Origin of the sequence: Kribbella antibiotica (genome assembly GCF_004349055.1) — a bacterium.
GTDB classification, from domain to species: Bacteria; Actinomycetota; Actinomycetes; order Propionibacteriales; family Kribbellaceae; genus Kribbella; species Kribbella antibiotica.
The window spans coordinates 1-16,787 of record NZ_SMKX01000032.1 but is presented as its reverse complement, the minus strand read 5'-3'; the positions used below and the strand labels follow the sequence as shown (position 1 = coordinate 16,787).

At 68.9% G+C, this 16,787-nt stretch carries 15 protein-coding genes; 10 read left to right on the top strand and 5 right to left on the bottom strand.

From position 1 onward, the window contains the following. From E1263_RS13795 to E1263_RS13770, 6 genes are all read left to right on the top strand, one after another. Positions 1–567, top strand: coding sequence for a hypothetical protein (locus E1263_RS13795; protein ID WP_132167678.1), 567 nt, complete (start codon positions 1–3; stop codon positions 565–567). Positions 568–683: 116 nt separating this feature from the next. Beyond that, a complete protein-coding gene (locus E1263_RS13790) occupies positions 684–1,436 on the top strand; it encodes a helix-turn-helix domain-containing protein (protein ID WP_132167677.1) in 753 nt (250 codons plus the stop codon). Positions 1,437–1,578: 142 nt separating this feature from the next. Next, on the top strand, positions 1,579–3,372 hold the full coding sequence (locus E1263_RS13785) for a MiaB/RimO family radical SAM methylthiotransferase (protein WP_132167676.1): 1,794 nt from the start codon (positions 1,579–1,581) through the stop codon (positions 3,370–3,372). After that, on the top strand, positions 3,369–3,986 hold the full coding sequence (gene pgsA, locus E1263_RS13780) for a CDP-diacylglycerol--glycerol-3-phosphate 3-phosphatidyltransferase (protein WP_132167675.1): 618 nt from the start codon (positions 3,369–3,371) through the stop codon (positions 3,984–3,986). The genes E1263_RS13785 and pgsA overlap by 4 nt, the downstream gene beginning before the upstream one ends. A 36-nt stretch (positions 3,987–4,022) precedes the next feature. Continuing rightward, the gene (locus E1263_RS13775) at positions 4,023–4,514 is read left to right on the top strand and encodes a CinA family protein (protein WP_202868866.1); all 492 of its coding nucleotides are present in this window, start codon (positions 4,023–4,025) and stop codon (positions 4,512–4,514) included. Between the two features lie 163 nt (positions 4,515–4,677). Further along, a complete protein-coding gene (locus tag E1263_RS13770) occupies positions 4,678–4,974 on the top strand; it encodes a helix-turn-helix domain-containing protein (protein ID WP_132167673.1) in 297 nt (98 codons plus the stop codon). Between the two features lie 56 nt (positions 4,975–5,030). On the opposite strand, the gene E1263_RS13765 is transcribed toward E1263_RS13770, so the two are convergent. From E1263_RS13765 to E1263_RS13755, 3 genes are all read right to left on the bottom strand, one after another. Next, a complete protein-coding gene (locus tag E1263_RS13765; protein WP_132167672.1) occupies positions 5,031–5,462 on the bottom strand; it encodes a DUF4262 domain-containing protein in 432 nt (143 codons plus the stop codon). Between the two features lie 407 nt (positions 5,463–5,869). Next, the gene (locus E1263_RS13760; RefSeq protein WP_132167671.1) at positions 5,870–6,670 is read right to left on the bottom strand and encodes an Fpg/Nei family DNA glycosylase; all 801 of its coding nucleotides are present in this window, start codon (positions 6,668–6,670) and stop codon (positions 5,870–5,872) included. Then, positions 6,663–11,249, bottom strand: a complete 4,587-nt coding sequence (locus E1263_RS13755) for an ATP-dependent helicase (protein ID WP_132167670.1) — start codon at positions 11,247–11,249, stop codon at positions 6,663–6,665. The genes E1263_RS13760 and E1263_RS13755 overlap by 8 nt, the downstream gene beginning before the upstream one ends. Before the next feature lie 89 nt (positions 11,250–11,338). Between E1263_RS13755 and E1263_RS13750 the strand changes: the two genes are divergently transcribed. Both E1263_RS13750 and E1263_RS13745 read left to right on the top strand, forming a co-directional pair. Continuing rightward, positions 11,339–12,382, top strand: coding sequence for an LppM family (lipo)protein (locus E1263_RS13750; RefSeq protein ID WP_132167669.1), 1,044 nt, complete (start codon positions 11,339–11,341; stop codon positions 12,380–12,382). Then, the gene (locus E1263_RS13745) at positions 12,379–12,573 is read left to right on the top strand and encodes a DUF3046 domain-containing protein (RefSeq protein ID WP_132167668.1); all 195 of its coding nucleotides are present in this window, start codon (positions 12,379–12,381) and stop codon (positions 12,571–12,573) included. Before E1263_RS13750 ends, E1263_RS13745 begins: the two co-directional genes overlap by 4 nt. Positions 12,574–12,586: 13 nt before the next feature. On the opposite strand, the gene E1263_RS13740 is transcribed toward E1263_RS13745, so the two are convergent. Beyond that, entirely contained in the window at positions 12,587–13,153 is a 567-nt protein-coding gene (locus tag E1263_RS13740) for a GrpB family protein (protein ID WP_132167667.1), read from the bottom strand. Positions 13,154–13,188: 35 nt separating this feature from the next. Continuing rightward, positions 13,189–13,980, bottom strand: coding sequence for a hypothetical protein (locus tag E1263_RS13735; protein ID WP_132167666.1), 792 nt, complete (start codon positions 13,978–13,980; stop codon positions 13,189–13,191). Positions 13,981–14,231: 251 nt separating this feature from the next. On the opposite strand from E1263_RS13735, the gene recA reads away from it, so the two are divergent. Next, complete coding sequence (gene recA / locus E1263_RS13730; protein WP_132167665.1) at positions 14,232–15,308, top strand: recombinase RecA; 1,077 nt, start codon at positions 14,232–14,234, stop codon at positions 15,306–15,308. Further along, positions 15,295–16,787 (top strand): hypothetical protein (locus E1263_RS43625; RefSeq protein WP_238161228.1); only part of this gene is annotated, 1,493 nt, incomplete at its 3' end. The genes recA and E1263_RS43625, both read left to right, overlap by 14 nt.

The following is a 16,787-nucleotide window of genomic DNA, read 5'->3' as shown; positions in this document are numbered from 1 at the left end:
GTGACCGAAGCGAGTGCACTGCCCCGTCATGAGGGTTTTGACCTCGATGACAGGCCTGTCCCGTTCACGATCCGTGCCTCCCAGCGAGTGCACGGAGGCCTGGCCCTCGGCGCCGGTCTGGTGGCCGTCGGCTTCGCGGCCTCCGCCTCCGGTACGGCGACCGGCGTACTGCGCTGGTTCGTGGCGGCAGCGTTCGCCGTACTGGCTGTGGTGTGTGCCCGGGCGCTGACGGTCGGGGACATGCTGGTCGCCGACGACGTCGGGATCCGGTTGCGAATCGGCAACGAATGGGTCGGGACGCGCTGGCAGGAGATCGAGGAGGTGACCGTGCTGAAGCGCCGTCATCCGCTCGACGACGGCCGGATTGCCGTTCATCTGCTGGATCCTGGGCCGACGCTGGCCGCGCTGCCGGCCACGACGCGCAAGACCACGGATGCCAACCGCCGCCTGACCGGGTCCTCACTCGCGGTACCGTTCGGGTTGACGGCACGGCCGTCGAACGGGGAAGTGGTCCAGGCTTTGCATATGCTCGCGGATGCCAGATGTCCGGTGCGCGAGCAACTCTGACTTGTCCGTGACCCCATCGGGCCACGACCGTTGACTTGATGTCGACGGTCAAGCGGTCGGCAACCTGCTGACAGCGAAGCCCTTCCGGATCGGGCGATGGAGAGGACGGTGACCACGTGAGCATCGGTACCGAGCTCACGGCGGCCCGCGAACGGGCCGACATGACGATCGAGCAGCTGGCTGCCGCCACCCGGATCAGATCCGGGCTGCTCACCGCCATGGAGGCCGACGACTTCTCCCGCTGTGGTGGCAATTTCTACGCGCGCGGTCACATTCGTTCGATCGCGCGCGTGGTCAAGGCCGACCCGGTGCCACTGGTTGCTCACTTCGACGCCGAGCATGCCGCCGAGGAGGAGAAGTCGCGCCGCGAGGAGCGGGCCGCGGTCAAGGGCCCGACCCTGCACCCGGTCCGGCCGCGCTGGGGCATCGTGCTCGGCGCGATCCTGGTCGGCCTGATGGGCTGGGGGATGGTTCGGCTGTTCACGCTGCCGAGCGATGTCGAGGCCAACGCGTCGAAGACGACGGCAACGACCACGATCACCACCCAGCCGTCGAAGCCGGCACCGAAGCCGACGGTTGCCCCGACCAAGAAAAAGCCTGTCGCGCCGCCGGTGGTGCCGACGAAGACGACGCTGACGCTGACCGCGAAGAACAACGGTTCGTACGTGACGCTTCGCGACAAGTCGGGCAAGCGGCTCTTCCAGGGACTCGTCGGCCCCGGCTCGGTGCAGACGGTGACTGCGGTCGGTGACATCAGGGTCTCTGCCGGTGCCCCCGGCAACCTGGTGATCAAGGTGAACGGGAAGCCCCAGGCCACCAAGCTCTACCGCTTCGTTGCCCACCCCGACGGATCGCTCGCCAAGAAGTAGCTCGCGGCGAGGACTCCGGTCCGGTGTTCGCCGGCCCGGGTCTCTCGCGCCCGCGCGCTGTGGCCCGGCTCACGGGGTCGTCGGCGGGGGAGTGCTCGGTGCGGTTAGGTGTGAGGCTGGGCTGCGAGTCATACTCGGTGTGATGACTACGCCACCCGTCACTGTTGCCCTGGTCACGCTGGGCTGTGCCCGCAACGACGTCGACTCCGAGGAACTGGCCGGCCGCCTCGAGGCCGGCGGCTTCCTGCTCGTCGACGACGCCGCCGACGCCGACACCGTGGTGGTGAACACCTGTGGTTTCGTCGAAGCCGCCAAGAAGGACTCCGTCGACACGCTCCTCGCAGCCTCCGACTACAAGGAGTCCGGCCGCACCCAGAAGGTCGTCGCCGTCGGCTGCCTCGCCGAGCGGTACGGCGACCAGCTCGCCGAGGCGCTGCCCGAGACCGACGCAGTCCTGAGCTTCGACGACTACGCCGACATCTCGGACCGCCTGCGGTCCATCCTCGCGGGCGACAAGCACCACCCGCACACGCCGCGAGACCGCCGTAAGCTCCTCCCGCTTTCGCCCGCCGCCCGCCAGTCAGCCGCCCCGGTGGCAACCCCCGGCCACGGCGACCACGCGAACGGCGCTCAGCCTGCCGGGGCTGCCATCGACGGGCTGTCCCTCGGTGACCACATCCCCTCGGCGCTCAAGCCGCTCGGCACCACCGGTACGCCGGAGTCCACCTCCGGGATGGCCGGTCAGCCGCTGAAGGGTCGGATGGTCAGCCCGTCCGCCGCTCGCGACGAGCTGAAGATCGATGCACCCGACCTCGAGTCGGCGCCCGCCAGCGGCCCGCGGGTCGTCCGGCGTCGCCTCGACGGTGGCCCGATGGCTCCGCTGAAGCTGGCCTCCGGCTGTGACCGCCGCTGTGCGTTCTGCGCGATCCCGATGTTCCGTGGCGCGTTCATCTCGCGCCGCCCCACCGAGGTCCTCGCCGAAGCCCACTGGCTGGCCGAGAACGGCGTCCGCGAACTCTTCCTGGTCTCCGAGAACTCCACCTCCTACGGCAAGGACCTGGGCGACCTCCGCCTCCTCGAAACCCTCGTCGCGGAGATCGCCGAGGTGCCGGGTATCAGCCGCGTCCGCGTCTCCTACCTGCAGCCGGCCGAGATGCGCCCGACCCTGCTCGCCGCGATGACGTCGACGCCGGGCGTCGTCCCGTACTTCGATCTCTCCTTCCAGCACGCCTCCGGCCCGCTCCTGCGCCGGATGCGCCGCTTCGGTGACTCCGAACATTTCCTCGAACTGATCGCCCAGGTCCGCGCCGCCGCTCCCACCGCCGGAATCCGCAGCAACGTGATCGTCGGCTTCCCCGGTGAGACCGAGGAAGACGTCGACATCCTCTGCGACTTCCTGTCCCAGGCCGGCCTCGACGCCATCGGCGTCTTCGGCTACTCCGACGAGGACGGCACCGAGGCCGAGACCTACGAGGGCAAGCTCGACGAAGACACCATCGCCGCCCGGCTGGACCGCGTCACCCGCCTCGCCGAAGACGCCACCTCGGCCCGCGCCGAGGCCCGCATCGGCGAACTTGTCGAGGTCCTCGTGGAGTCCCTCGGTGACACCGACTCAGCCGACACCGACACCGACACCGACACCGACGTCGACACCGTCGATGCCGACACCGACTCAGCGGACGCCGCCTCCGGCCTCGGCCGTGCAAACGGCTCCGAGGAGCCGCCGGCGGCCGGTCAGAAGGGCGAGGGGCGCGCTGCGCACCAAGGTCCCGAGGTCGACGGCTCGACGACGTTGCTGGGGCTCCCGGACGGTGTCCGGATCGGCGATCTGGTCTCCGCGAAGGTGGTCGGCACCGACGGTGTCGACCTGATCGCGGAGTTCGCCGCGGTGGTGAATCCCCGGGACGACCGTCCGGCCGCTAACCTGACCGCGTGACCAACCCGCCGAACCCGGTTCCACGCTCCGCCGCAACGATCCACGCGCCCAGCGCCTGGAACGTTGCGAACGCGCTCACGGTGCTGAGGCTCGTCCTGGTTCCGCTGTTCGTCTGGCTGCTGCTGCGGCACGACGGCACCGACACCGGCACGCGGCTGCTCGCCACCGCTGCCTTCCTGGTCGCGATCATCACCGACCGCTTCGACGGCGATATCGCGCGCCGCTGGAACATGGTGACGAACTTCGGCAAGATCGCCGACCCGATCGCCGACAAGGCCCTCACCGGTGCCGCTTTCATCGGCCTGTCCATTCTCGGTGAGCTCCCGTGGTGGGTCACCGTCGTCGTCATGGTGCGTGAGTGGGGTGTGACCGCCCTCCGCTTCTGGGTCATCCGCCACGGCGTGATGCCGGCCAGCCGCGGTGGCAAGCTCAAAACCGTTCTCCAGGCCATCGCGCTCAGCATCTATCTCCTCCCGTGGCAGGATTTTGCCCTCGTGCACTGGACTGCCATTGCCTTCATGACCGCTGCCGTCGCTGTCACTCTCGTCACCGGCGGCGACTACGTAGCCCGGGCGCTCCGCCTCCGGGCCGCCGCCAAACACCCCCTCCCGTAACGCCGCTCCACCCGCTGGATGGGGTGGAATGGGCGCATGGAGAGCACCGGGTGGGGCGGCATCGAGTGGTTGGTCGGAGTTTTGAAGGCCCGGGGCGAGACTTTGGCTACTGCTGAGTCGTTGACCGGAGGGATGGTCGGTGCAGCTCTGACCGACGTGGCGGGGGTGTCAGCGGTGTACCGGGGTGGTGTGGTGGTTTACGCGACGGACCTGAAGACCAAGCTTGCGGGCGTACCGCAGGATCTTCTGGACGCTGTGGGACCGGTGCACCCCGACACTGCGGCAGCACTCGCGACGGGCGTGCGAGAGCGTCTGGAGGCCACCTACGGGCTTGCCACGACCGGTGTGGCCGGCCCTGACCCCCAAGCGGGGATTGAGGCGGGCACCGTGTACGTCGCGGCGGCCGGACCGGCCTCCGTGCAGGTGCGGAAATTGCAACTGAGTGGTGATCGCGGTGCGGTGCGGCAGGCCAGTGTGGAGGCTGCATTGCAGCTTGTGGCAGCACTTGTGACGGAAGAACTCGACTGATCGGGGTGTTGAGACCAGCATGGTGACAGGTAAGACAGACTGGGACGGCGCACCGAAGGTGGACATTGCGAGGAGTAGTGACCCGGCAACGGGTACCGTTGGTTCCCACGGTCGGGCTACGGTGCGAGTAGTGACGACCGGACAGGCGGAAGGGAGAAACCTCATGGTGCTGGTTCGTGGCCTGCTGGGCGACGTCCTGCGGCGTAAGCGGCTGCGCCAGGGGCGCACTCTTCGCGAGGTGTCTGCTGACGCACGCGTCAGCCTCGGCTATCTGTCCGAGGTGGAGCGCGGCCAGAAGGAGGCCTCCAGTGAGTTGCTGGCGGCAATCTGTATGGCCCTCGAGGTGCCGCTCTCGGCAGTCTTCGCCGAGGTGAGCGAGGACCTGGCCCGCGAAGAGGCTTTGGTGCTGGCGCATCCGACGGCGATCGAGCCCGCCGAGGTCGTGGCCTCCGCGGCCTGATCGACCTCGCCCTCCAGTGCTCCCGGCATCTCGGGAGCGGCTGGTTTCGGTCGGCATCAGCGTCCCCTGAGCAAGTGCGGGGCCCGGACCAGGCGAACGAGTTGTAAGGCCGGCAGCGGTGGTTCGCCCGCGCCGCGGAAGATGCTGTTCGCGATGAACAAGTGGGTCCCCGAGTCGGGGAAGGCCAGCAGTTCGACCCGGTCCGGCGGCGGGAAGAACGCCGACAGGTCATCACCCTCGCAGAAGGTGCTGCCCTCGAGCACGGCCCACGCGAGCGGTTTCAGGCACAGATAGGCCGAGCCCTCGCGCGGATCGAACACGATGATCTCGGGATGGCCGTACTGGCTGAGCCCGATCGTGTAGGCGAACCCCGGGTTCCGCTCGCCGTCCCCCTCGACGTACTGGTGTGTCCAGCCGTAGGTCCGCAGCCTTGCCTCGGTCGACTCCGAGTACTCCTCGGTGGTGACTCCACCGCACATCTCGCACATCAGCTTCTCCTCTCGCTCGAACAGATGTTCGATGCGACAGAGAAGATATCCAGCTTCCGGTCGGCGACCGGAGTTGTCCACAGGTCAGGTCTGGGGACATCGGTGACCGTTGCTGTCTCAGGACATAAGTGGCAGTTCTGGCTGTGTTCGAGCCAGCGGTGCGGGAGTCGTCGAGTGTGCGGACCCTGTTGCTGGCAAACCCTTGCCGTCGACAATCTCGAGCCACTCGACGCGGTGGGTTCAGTGGCGAGTCGGCGGGCGGGCGGGCGGACGGAGCGCGAGTGGGTTCAGTCGGTACGGCGTGGGGTCGGGAGGCATGGTGGGTTCAGTCGATGCGTGGGTTGTGGATTGGGTCTCGCCGCATTTCGGGTATCACCGCAGACTCAACAACCGGAGTTGTCCACAGGTCAGTTCGGGCCGGTTTCCGGGGCCGGCTGGCAGGACGGGCACCAGTAGCTGACACGGGCCCGGGGCGGGTCGCCGATCATCGCCGTACTGATGGTGGTCCGGCAGCGGCGGCAGGGCTTGCCGGCTCGCTCGAAGACCCAGGTGCGCTGCCCGGGGCGGTCGATACCGGTGCTGACTTGGGTGCCGTTGCGGAGGTTGGCCTTGAGTAGCCGCCGGTTGAGCTCGACCGTGGCTTCGAGATCGACCGCTGAGACCGGCAGCCAGGGATGCAGGCCAAGCAGGAAGCAGACCTCGGTCCGGTAGAAGTTGCCGATCCCGGCGAGGTTGCGTTGATCGAGCAGGGCCTCGCTGATGGTGCGGCTCGGATCGGACTGCAGGTTCGTGATGGCCTGGGCGCGATCGAAGTCGGGCGCCAGCAGGTCTGGGCCGAGATGGCCGACGACGGTGTCCTCTGCGTCCGTCGCGACCAGGTCGAGCACCGGTAGGCGATACCCCACCGCGGTCCAGGCGGCCGTTTCGAGCACCGCGCGCACCTGATGTGCCGGGCCGCCCCGCCACTGCTCACCGGGGCGATAAAGATGCCAGCTCCCGTCCATCCGGAAGTGGCTGTGGATGGTCAGACCGCCGGACAGCCGCATCAGAAGATGCTTGCCTCGCGCAACGACCTCCAGCACAGACCGGCCGCTGAGGTCGGTCGTGGCGAGGGTCGGCACCCGGAAGTCCGTCCGCACCAACTCCTGTCCGCCGAGTGCCTGGTTGAGCCGCTTGCAGGCCCGCCAAACGGTGTCGCCCTCAGGCACGGAGCCGGAGCCCGCGGGGGGTGGCGTGGAAGCCGGCCTTGGCCAACGCATCGCCGAACGCCGTATGCCGAACCTGCTCCCCATCCGCAGTCTCGACGCTCAGCTTCCCCAGTTGGCCATCCCGGATCGAGAGCGCCAGCGCATCCACCGCAGGCTGCAGCAGCTCGACATCTTCGGTGAAGCTCAGGACAGTCCGCCCGCCGCGCTCGACATAGACGATCAATCGGCCGTCGACCATGACGACCAGCGCACCTGCCTTGCGTCCTGGCCGGTGCCCGCTGGCGCCCTCGCGCTCAGGCCAGGGGAGTGTGGCACCGTAAGGGTTTGCCGGATCGGACGCAGCCAGCACGACAGCGCGCGTGGCCGGCTCCTCGTCGCGTCGCCCGCGCGCAGGCGCAGCCCCGGGCAGCTCAGCCAGCGCACGGAGGCGGTCGACCGCTCCCGGCAGCGCGAACTGCGCAGCTCCCAGCCCGGCAACGAAGTACCCGCGGCGGCAGCGCCCGGACTCCTCGAAGGCGCTCAGCACCTTGTACACCGCGGCGAACCCACCCGGAGTCCGCTCGGTGATCACCGAGCCGCGCGTGACAATCCCGTACCGGTCGAGCAAGGTCTCCGCGGCAGCATGGGCTCGCCGCGTCGCGTCCTCGTTGCGGGCCGGAAGCAACGACCAGCGCCCGCCTGCGGTTGGCGGACCGCTGCGGGCGGGCATTGCCGGTCGACCCGGTCGCAGCGAGCGCCCAGGCCGCGCTCGGGGGGTTGCCCGACGCGTGCGATGACTGCCTCGCCCACCACCGACCAACGACCGCACCGGAGTGAGGGTGTCGTTGGTGAGGTGACCGGCCCAGACGAGATCCCACAGGACGGTCACCATGGTCTCGTCATCGACCACTCCTGTTGCCGCGCCAACGGCGTCACTGAGCTGCCGGAAGAAGAACGCGCCGCCGGTGGACAAGGCGTCGAGCACCGCTTGGTGTGTTTCACCGATCTCGAACGTTGGGTCCGGATCAGGCAACGTCAGATCGCAGTTGTCGGCCAGGTGTAACGACACCCAGCCATCCGTGCCCGGTAATGAACCTGATCCGGCCCAGACGACCTCACCGGTCGCGGTCAGCTCATCCAGCATCGACGGCTGATAGCCGGGCACGCGGGACGGCAGCACGATCGACTCCAGCGCTGACGCCGGCACTGCGCAGCCGGCCAACTGCTCGACGGCTCCCAGTAAGACGTCGTACCCGCGGCCGCGGCTGCTCGTGATCCCTTGCCAGGCAGGCAGGAACCGGGCGAGCGCGGAGGGGTCGACCGGCTCGACCTCCTTGCGCAGGGCGGCCAGTGAACGGCGGCGAAGCAGTCTGAGGATCTCGCTGTCACACCACTCCATCGCGATCCCGCCGGGCAGGAACTCGCCCTCGACGACTCGGCCCGCCGCAGCGAGCCGTCGCAACGCATCGTTGACGACGGCAACGCCGATCCCCAGGTGAGTCGCAAGATCGATCGCCCGGAACGGACCGTGCGTCCGCGCATAGCGAGACACCAGGTCGCCGAGCGGATCCGCGACCGGCTCGGCATGTGCCTCCGCGATCCCGGGCGGCAGCGGAACGCCGAGGGCATCGCGCAAGCGGGCGACATCTTCGACGACTGCCCAGCGGTGCTCGCCGGCGATCCGGACCCGCACGACGCGGCGCGCGGCGGCCAGATCCGTCAACCAGGTCTCGGCATCCGCACCCTCGACACAACGCTGCGACGCCTCAGAGATCGACAGCGGGCCGACAAGGCGCAGCACGTCGAACAGTCCTTCGGCATCGCGCGCCCGCCGGTCCTCGGCGAGTCGCTGCAGCTCGGCCTCGGTCCGCAGGACGACCTCGGCGTCGAGCAGCTCACGCAGCTCCGTCCGCCCAAGCAACTCGGACAGCAGACCTTGATCCAGCGACAGCGCTGCCGCACGCTTCTCCGCCAGCGGCGTATCGCCCTCGTACATGAAGGCGCCGACGTAGCCGAACAGCAGTGACTTCGCGAACGGCGAGGCCTCTGTGGTCTCCACCTCGACCACTGAGATCCGGCGCTCACTGATCCCGGTCAGCAGGTCCTTCAACGCGGGCAGGTCGTAGACGTCCTGCAGCACCTCGCGCAGGGTCTCGAGCACGATCGGGAACGAACCGTACTTGCTCGCAACGCTCAGCAGCTGCGCGGATCGCTGTCGTTGCTGCCACAGCGGCGATCGGCGGCCTGGATTCCGGCGAGGGAGCAGGAGGGCCCGGGCGGCGCATTCGCGGAATCGCGCCGCGAACAGGGCCGAGCCACCGACCTCGGTCGTGATCAGGTCCTCGATCTCGGCCGGATCGAACAGCACCAAGTCGGCTCCGGGCGGCGCTTCATCCGTCTCCGGCAGCCGCAGCACGATCCCGTCGTCACCGGACACGGACTGCGCATCCATCCCATACCGCTCGCGGAGTCGCGCTGCGATCGCCAGCGCCCACGGACCGTGCACCTGCCCGCCGTACGGCGAGTGGATGCAGACCCGCCAGTCGCCCAGCTCGTCGCGGAATCGCTCCACCAGAATGGTCACGTCATCGGGCACCCGGCTCGTCGCTTCGCGCTGCTCGGCGAGGTAGGAAACCAGGTTGTTGGCCGCATACTCGTCGAGGCCCGCGGCGCGCGCCCGCTCGATCGCCTTGGCAGCCGGCAGCGAGACCATCTTCCGCACGAAGGCACCTGTCGCGGCGCCGAGCTCGGCCGGCCGCCCGACGGCGTCGCCCTTCCAGAACGGCAGCCGCCCCGGCTGACCGGGCGCAGGGGAGACCAGCACCCGATCGTGCGTGATGTCCTCGATCCGCCAGCTCGACGCGCCGAGCGTGAACACATCACCGACGCGCGACTCGTAGACCATCTCCTCGTCGAGCTCACCAACCCGGTGATTCGTCTTCTCGCCGACCAGGAAGACACCGAACAGACCGCGGTCCGGGATCGTGCCACCACTCGTCACCGCGAGTCGTTGAGCCCCCGGCCGGCCGGTGATCTCACCGCTGACCCGGTCGAAGACGATCCGCGGTCGCAGCTCGGCGAACTCGTCGGACGGATAGCGGCCGGACAGCATGTCCAGCACCCCGTCGTAGGCCGAGCGGGGAAGCGTCGCGAACGGGGCACAGCGCCGTACCAGAGTGAACAGGTCGTCGACGTCGATGGAGTCCAGCGCGACGATCGACACGATCTGCTGGGCCAGCACGTCGAGTGGGTTGGCGGGGATGTGCAGGCTCTCGATCAGTCCCTCACGCATCCGCTGGACGACCACTGCGGTTTCGATCAGATCGCCACGGAACTTGGGAAACAGCACGCCGCGGGAGACCGCACCGACCTGGTGACCGGCACGCCCGACCCGCTGCAGGCCACTCGCGACCGAGGGCGGCGCTTCGACCTGGATGACGAGGTCGACCGCGCCCATGTCGATGCCGAGCTCGAGGCTGCTCGTGGCAACGACACAGGGCAGTCGCCCGGACTTCAGATCAGCCTCGATGAGCCCGCGTTGCTCCTTGCTGACCGAACCGTGGTGCGCCTTGGCGATCAGCGGTGGCGCCGCCAGCGAGGCTCCGGACTGCGCCATCACCTGCGCCGGCGCACCCTCCTCAGGCAGCGCGAGCTCGGCCCGCTCGGCGGCGATCTCGTTGAGGCGCGCGGTCAGGCGCTCGGCGAGGCGGCGCGAGTTCGCGAAGACGATGGTCGAGCGGTGCTGCTCGATCAGGTTGAAGACCTGCTCCTCGACATGCGGCCAGATCGACGCGTGCCGGGGCGGACCGGCCGCAGAACCGGAAGTCTCGACCTCGGTGCTCGCCAGCTCGGCCATGTCCTCGACCGGGACCACAACACTGAGATCCCACTGCTTGGTGAACTTCGGCTGGACCACGGTCACCGGTCGCTCGCCGCCGAGGAAGCGGGCGACCTCCTCGACCGGACGCACAGTCGCCGACAGCCCGATTCGCTGCGCCGGCTTCGGAAGCAGTGCGTCGAGCCGCTCGAGCGTCAGGGCCAGATGTGCACCGCGCTTCGTCCCGGCGACGGCATGCACCTCGTCGACGATGATGGTCTCGACACCGCGCAGCGACTCGCGCGCCTGCGAGGTCAGCAGCAGGAACAGCGACTCGGGGGTGGTGATCAGCACGTCGGACGGTTTCGTGGCGAAGCGTCTCCGATCGGCCGCCGAGGTGTCACCGGAACGCACCGCGACCTCCACGTTCACCGGTGCCTCGCCGAGCCGCTCGGCGGTCTGACGGATCCCGATCAGGGGTGCCCGCAGGTTGCGCTCGACGTCGACGGCCAGCGCCTTCATGGGCGACACGTAGAGCACCCGGCAGCGCAGCTTGGGATCTTCTGGTGGCGGGATCGTCGCCAGCCGGTCGAGCGCCCAGAGGAAGGCGGCCAGCGTCTTGCCCGAGCCCGTCGGGGCGACCACCAGCGCGTCCCGGCCCGCGGTGATCGCGTCCCACGCCTCGAGCTGGGCCGGGGTGGCCGCCTCGAAGACGTCGCCGAACCACGCCCGGGTCGCGGGCGAGAACCGGCTCAACGCGCTGGTTTTCTTCACGACGACCATCTTGCCGGGTGCCTCCGACAGTTTCGAGCACGCTGGCCGCCACTCGTCCGGTGTGAAGGTTGTCGGCGGGGTCTGGAATGATCGAGCTCATGATGAAACGGGTCCGTGCCGCGCTCGTCGTGGCCTGTCTGTTCGCCCTTGCGGGGTGCGCGAAGTTCGATGCCGATCTCAAGGTCGGGCCGGACGAAACCGTCTCCGGAAGCATGCAGCTCGGGGTGGACAAACAGCTGCTGCAGGCCAGTGGGCAGTCGATGGACAAGATCACCCAGCAGATCGAAGGCGCCGTCAAGCAGCTGACCACGGACGGCGTGACCTGCACCCCGTTCGACGACAGCCAGTTCGTCGGCCAGAAGTGCACGCTCGACAACGTGCCGTTCGAGAAGATGGGGCAGTCCAGCGGTGAGGGGTTCAGCTTCACCAAGGCCGGCGACAAGGTTGTCGTGATCGTCAAGGCCCCTGATCTCAGCTCGCTGATCGGCGGATCGCAGCAGCCGCAGGTGAACGTCAAGATCACCATGCCGGGCACGATTCTCGAGCACGACAACGGCGCGCAGGTCGACGGCCGGACGGCGACGTACGACAGCCTCGACAAGCTGGGCAACATCTCGCTGACCTCGAAGGCCGGCGGCGGGTTCCCGATCTGGGCGATCGTCCTCATCGTGGTGCTGTTGCTGCTCGTCGGTGGCGGTGTCTTCTTCGTGCTGCGCAGCCGCAAGGCCAACGCTCAGCAAGGCCCCGGGCAGTGGCCCGGTGGTCAGCCGCAGCAGGGCCAGTGGGGCCCGCAGTACGGCGGCCAGCCGAGCTACGGCCCCGGCCAGCAATACCCGCCGCAGGGCCCAGGCCAGTACGGCGGTCAGCCCGGCCAGGGTCAGCCAGGTCAGTACGGCGGTCAGCCGGGCCCGGGTTATCCGGGACAGGCGCAGCCGGGGCAGGGTCAGCCGGGGCAGGGGCAGCCGGGTGGACCGGCGCCGTACCCGGGTCAGCAGCCTGGACAGCCGCAGTACCCGGGGCAGCCGCAGCCCGGCCAGTGGGGGCCGCCGCCTGCTCAGGGACCGCAGTACGGCCAGCAGCAGCCGCCGCAGCAGGGCGGATGGGGACAACAACCTCCGAAGGACAACGACGGACCAGCATGAGACTGACGGAATTCTGGACGCGGATGGACCATCATCTCGGTCCGGCGTATGCCCGGAGTTGGGCCGAGACCCAGGTGGTCGAGGAGCTCGAGGGCCGCACGGTCGTCGAGGCGCTGGCCGATGGCGAGGCCGCCAAGACGGTGTGGCGGGCCGTGTGGGCCCATCTACGGCTGCCGGCCAGCGAGCGCTGAGCGCACCGACCGGTCAGACGGCCCAGCCGGCGCGCGCCGCCCATTCCTCGGCGGGCAGATAGATCAGATCGCAGACCGGGTCCTTCAGGTCCGCGTAGTCGCCAACGTTGTCGAACGGCAGCGCGGCTGCGCGGCGCTTGAACTCGCCGTACGCCTGGGCCGTGTCCGGGTGGCTGCGCAGGTAGTCGCGGAACAGCAACGCATAGCGCTGGTTGGCGCGACCCGCCACGCGGATGTGGAGATTCACCCGGCGCCGGTACATCGGCTCGACCACGAGCCGCTTCACCCACTGGTGCTCATCCTCGGGTAGGCCTGGGACCGGGTGATCACGCTGGGCGCCGGGGCGGAAGTCCCAGTTCGCGGCGACCATCCGCTCGGCCGCCGCGTCCAGCTCGGACTCGGCCGCGACCGTCACCTGCATGTCGAGGATGTCCTTGGCCGGCAATCCGGGCACCGATGTCGAGCCGATGTGGTCGATGCGCTGTGCAAGCTCGCCGAGCACCTTCCAGACCATCTGCGCGGTCTTCTCGAACTGGGCCGGCCAGGTCTCGTCGGGGCGCACGATGGCGATCGCATTCATACGCCGATCATTCCAGTCGCGCGGCCCGGGGTCGATCAGAGCGGCTTGACCCGGAACGTGCCGTTGGTGAGCAGATCCGCTGCCTCGTACGCCGCTTTGCGGATGCCCTTGCGCTCGTCGAAGAATCCGCCGACCACCCCGATCCCCGGCAGCTGGCCGATGAACCGTGCTCCGAGGCTGCCGCGCGGACGCTCCTCGAACACCTCACCGAGGCCGGCGAGCAGCTTGCTGATCCGCCAGACCATCCGGATGCCCTTGCGCAGGCCGGCCTCCTCGGACTCGTCGCCGAAGCCCAACTGTTTGGCAACGTCCTGGCCGGCGGCGGTCGGGTCGTCGTACTGGAGGACGTCGTCCGGGGTGATCGGGCGATCGGTGAGGACGCGGGCGATGACCGCCGTCCGGTCGGCGTGCGCTTCGACGCCGTACTCGCGGCAGACCGCGCCGATCACCATCGCCTGGACGGTTGCCCCCAGGGTGTCCTTGATCGGCAGCCGGTCGGCTGCGGCGCCGCTGATCCGGGGCAGGCCCGCGATGACGGCGGCGAACCCGCCGAGCCGCTCGACCCACCAGTCGCAGCGCTTGGCCAGCGGCAGCGTCGGCCACTCGGCGTGACCGGGCACCTTCATCTGCAGCAGCCGGTCGATCGCCAGGATCAGGCCCCGCTCGGCCAGGTTCGGCCGCTCCTGCGCGGAGTACTCCGTGAGCAGGCTGCGGATGCCGAACGGATCCTGGGTCCGGAGCGCGTCCAGGACGGAGTCGAGGCCGAACTCGACCCGGCTGAGGGCGAGGACGACGGCGGAATCGGGGACGTCGGGACGGTCGGTCACGCCGCAAGGGTAGGGAGCGGCCGGGCCAGTTCGGTTGCCCGGGTGGGCTTCGGCGTGTCAATTTGTGATTCGAACAGGTGTTCGGGATAGTTTGTGCTTCCGGGAAGGGCGGCGGACAGCCTGGTTATCCACAGATTCGTGGTGGTGACGAAAACTGTCCGTGGCGCCGAATATCTTCTCTGGCGAGACGGAAATCCTCCGGGCGGCTGGGAAAGTTCGCCCAATGACGAGATGGGTCAGGTGGCAGTCAGATGGCTGGTGCAACAGCAAGCGCGGAGCGCAAGGAAGCCGACCGCGAGAAGGCGCTTGCGACCGCGCTGACGCAGATCGAGCGCGCGTGCGGCAAGGGTTCGGTGATGCGTCTGGGCGAGCAGAACCGGCCGCCGATCGAGGTCATCCCGACCGGTTCGATCGCGCTTGACATCGCGCTCGGGATCGGCGGTCTGCCGCGCGGTCGCGTGGTGGAGATCTACGGCCCGGAATCCTCCGGTAAGACGACGGTCGCCCTGCACGCCGTGGCGAACGCCCAGGCCGCCGGTGGCATCGCGGCGTTCATCGACGCCGAGCACGCGCTCGACCCGGACTACGCGAAGAAGCTGGGCGTCGACACCGACGCGCTGCTGATCTCGCAGCCGGACTCCGGTGAGCAGGCGCTCGAGATCGCCGACATGCTGGTCCGCTCCGGCGCGATCGACATCGTCGTGATCGACTCGGTGGCCGCACTGGTGCCCCGGGCCGAGATCGAGGGCGAGATGGGTGACAGCCACGTCGGTCTGCAGGCCCGGCTGATGAGCCAGGCACTGCGGAAGATGACCGGTGCGGTCAGCGGCACGAACACCACCGCGATCTTCATCAACCAGCTGCGCGAGAAGATCGGCGTGATGTTCGGCTCCCCGGAGACCACGACCGGTGGTAAGGCGCTGAAGTTCTACGCGTCGGTGCGCCTCGACGTGCGCCGGATCGAGTCGCTCAAGGACGGCACCGACGTCGTCGGTAACCGGACCCGCGTCAAGGTCGTGAAGAACAAGGTGGCCCCGCCGTTCAAGCAGGCCGAGTTCGACATCATCTACGGCCAGGGCATCAGCCGCGAGGGCAGCCTGCTGGACCTCGGGGTCGAGCAGGGCTTCGTGCGCAAGGCCGGTGCGTGGTTCACCTACGAGAGCGACCAGCTCGGTCAGGGCCGGGAGAACGCGCGGAACTTCCTGCGTGACAACCCCGATCTGGCCAACGAGCTGGAGAAGAAGATCCAGGAGAAGATGGGCATCGGCAAGCCGGCGGAAGTGCCGGCCGACGGCAAGGCCACGGCCGAGGTCGATGTCGACTTCTGATCGACCCACCGCGGGTGGCAGTGATCCTCGGCGCTCCGCCGAGGATCCTGCCCCCGCGGCGCTGTCTCTCCCCCACGAAGAGCGCCTGGCCTTCGCCCGCGAGCTCCTGGCGCGAGGTGCAGCCGTCTTCGAGGGTGCGACGACCCCACCGACGGCCCGCCGTGCGCGACCAGCCACTCCAGCTGGAGCCGGCTCGGCCGACGAAGCGGTGGGCGCAGGCGATTCGCCGGGCTCCCGCGGTGGTGCGGGAGTAGTTGGTTCGGGTGCGGTTGCTCAGGCGGCCGAGCGAAAGCCGCGGAAGGCAGGCGCGGCTCGTGGCGCGGCTGAGCCAGCGCGGTTGCGCGGTGACGCGGAGGCGGCTAATCCGGACGAGGTTGTCGGGGCGAGCGAGCGATGCTCGCGAAAGGCCTATGCGCCTCGCGAGGCCGCAGTGGGTGCGGGCGACGCGGACGGACCTGCTTCCGCTCGCGAGCGGAAGGGTGGGCGTCAGGCTGCTGGCCGGGCGGTTGACCCTTGGGGCGAGCTGGATGAGGACTTTGCCGGGGATGACCCGGGGAGTACGCGGCGGGCCAGTACTGGGATTCGGCGCAGTGTGTCTGCTGACTACCGGGCTGATGCTCAGGCGTTCGCCGGCGACGATGAGCCTGCCGGCAATAATGCCGAGACTATTGATCCGTGGGGCGATGGTGTCCCCGTTGTCCGCCCCTCGAAGTCGAAGCGGCTCGTCAGAAACGATGCGGCCGACGTATGGGGCCCGGACGTAGTTGAGCCCGGCCCGGCGAGCACAGTCGATGCCGAAGCAGTTGCATCTGCTCCCGAGGCAGTTGTGGCGCCGAAGGTCCCAGCAGTACGCCATGGGCGGGCCGCTGCGGCCGCGCGGCCCAAGCAAGATGCCGCGGTGGATGTGTGGGGTGCCGATCAGCCCGTTGCACCGGAGACGCCGCCAGCCGCCGCTGCGGAGTCGAGTGCAGCTGCGGGCCCCTCGGAAGGCGCGCCGCGAGTCCGGCGCAGTCCTGCCCGATCGAGTGTCTCCAAGACCAAGGCCAGCGCTAAGGCCACGTCGCCTCGCGACGATTCGAATGACCCCAAGTCCGAGGCGAGCGCTAAGACCACGTCGCCGCGCGACGATGAGAGTGACTCGAAGCCCGAGGTGAGCGCTAAGACCACCTTGCCCCGCGACGATGAGGGTGCTGCGAACGCCACCACTACCCGTGGAAGCCGACCTAATGCCAGCACGGCCGCCGGTCGGCTGAGCGACTCGCCAGGTGCTGAGGACAAGGCTACGGGTGACGCGCCGGCAGGCCGGGTACGCCGTGCTGTGCCCGCAGGTGACGAGGCTAGCGGCGCGGCTGCGGATGGTGCGGCACCGGCTGGAGGCGGGCGGGAGCGGGTTAGCTTCCTTACGGCGCGGCAGAGTGGCGAGGAGTTGGAGGCCAAGACCTCACGCGGGGGTCGTGGCTGGGGGAGCGGTGGTGGCTC

What these genes read in the sequence shown, in the direction of transcription:
- E1263_RS13775 (WP_202868866.1), top strand. Translation starts at nt 4,023, where the DNA reads ATGGAGAGCACCGGGTGGGGCGGCATCGAGTGGTTGGTCGGAGTTTTG.
- E1263_RS13740 (WP_132167667.1), bottom strand. Translation starts at nt 13,153, where the DNA reads ATGAATGCGATCGCCATCGTGCGCCCCGACGAGACCTGGCCGGCCCAG.
- E1263_RS13755 (WP_132167670.1), bottom strand. Translation starts at nt 11,249, where the DNA reads ATGGTCGTCGTGAAGAAAACCAGCGCGTTGAGCCGGTTCTCGCCCGCG.
- E1263_RS13765 (WP_132167672.1), bottom strand. Translation starts at nt 5,462, where the DNA reads ATGTGCGAGATGTGCGGTGGAGTCACCACCGAGGAGTACTCGGAGTCG.
- recA (WP_132167665.1), top strand. Translation starts at nt 14,232, where the DNA reads ATGGCTGGTGCAACAGCAAGCGCGGAGCGCAAGGAAGCCGACCGCGAG.
- E1263_RS13770 (WP_132167673.1), top strand. Translation starts at nt 4,678, where the DNA reads ATGGTGCTGGTTCGTGGCCTGCTGGGCGACGTCCTGCGGCGTAAGCGG.
- E1263_RS13750 (WP_132167669.1), top strand. Translation starts at nt 11,339, where the DNA reads ATGATGAAACGGGTCCGTGCCGCGCTCGTCGTGGCCTGTCTGTTCGCC.
- E1263_RS13745 (WP_132167668.1), top strand. Translation starts at nt 12,379, where the DNA reads ATGAGACTGACGGAATTCTGGACGCGGATGGACCATCATCTCGGTCCG.
- E1263_RS13785 (WP_132167676.1), top strand. Translation starts at nt 1,579, where the DNA reads ATGACTACGCCACCCGTCACTGTTGCCCTGGTCACGCTGGGCTGTGCC.